Genomic DNA, 1,007 nt, shown 5'->3' on the forward strand with positions numbered 1-1,007 from the left:
CAGGACGCGGCCGCGATGCTCCTGCGCCGCCAGCCCGGCCGCGATGTCGATCATGGTCAGGCCGGTGCCCAGGATCAGGACGGTCTCGTCCGGCAGGATCGAGGGCAGGCACGCATCCTCCGGCCCCACCAGGATCCGCCCCGGCGCCTCCGGCAGCGCCACCGGCGAGGAGGGCGGCGCGTTGCCGGTGCACAGCGCCGCGATGTCTGCCCGCTCGGTCCGGCCGGAGGCCAGGCGCACCGTCACGCCCTCGGCATCGCGGTCCAGCCCGACGGCGCCGTCGGCCAGCATGGTCAGGCCGCCGGGGAAGTCGCGGCCCGCCGCCGCCAGCGTCTCGCCGATATAATCGCCGTAGAAGCGGCGCGGCAGATACGGCTCCTCGCCGCCATGGGCCCGGGCCCAGCGCAGGAAATCCTCCGGCTCGTCCGGGAACGCGCTCATGTTGGCGGTGCGGACGTTCAGCAGATGCGCCGGGTGCGGCGTGCCATAGGCCATGCCGCGGCCCGGCGGGCCGCCCCGCTCGATCAGCACGACCTTCGCCGCCCCGGCCGAGCGGCGCAGGAGCTGGACCGCGAGCAGGCAGCCGGTGAACCCGGCCCCGATGATGGCGATGCGCATGATCCTCTTGGCGCTGCTTCGACCGGCGGCATGGTAGCCACCTCCCTCCGCCGCGGCCAACCTCGGGATGACGACATCCGCAGCATGCGGCCATGCCGCCTCGCCGCCGCCATCGTGCCGCCCTATGCTGCGCGTGGGATCGAAGACGGGACGACGGGGGCGATGCGGATCGTTGCAGTGCTGGCGGTGGTGGCCCTGACGGGCCTGGCGGCGGGGTGCGTGCCGTCGCGCGACAAGGTCGAGCTGCCCGATTCGGTGCCGGTGGACCGGGCGCTGTCGGCCGACATCCGCTATGTCTTCTTCCTTCCCGGCAAGGCTGGGCTGGCGCCGGACGGCACCGCCGCCATCGCCGCGGCGGTGGTCGAGGATGCGCGTCGGCGCGCCAAGGG

At 74.2% G+C, this 1,007-nt stretch carries 2 protein-coding genes; one reads left to right on the forward strand and one right to left on the reverse strand.

Translation table 11 applies throughout. The annotated features are described in order from the left end of the window. On the reverse strand, positions 1-618 hold a 618-nt coding region (locus P409_RS35140; protein WP_034849684.1), incomplete at its 3' end, for an FAD/NAD(P)-binding protein. Positions 619-780: 162 nt separating this feature from the next. Between P409_RS35140 and P409_RS35145 the strand changes: the two genes are divergently transcribed. Next, positions 781-1,007 (forward strand): hypothetical protein (locus P409_RS35145; protein WP_152613729.1); only part of this gene is annotated, 227 nt, incomplete at its 3' end.

The sequence above is a fragment of the Inquilinus limosus MP06 genome (genome assembly GCF_000767795.1).
In the GTDB taxonomy this organism is placed as follows: domain Bacteria; phylum Pseudomonadota; class Alphaproteobacteria; order DSM-16000; family Inquilinaceae; genus Inquilinus; species Inquilinus limosus_E.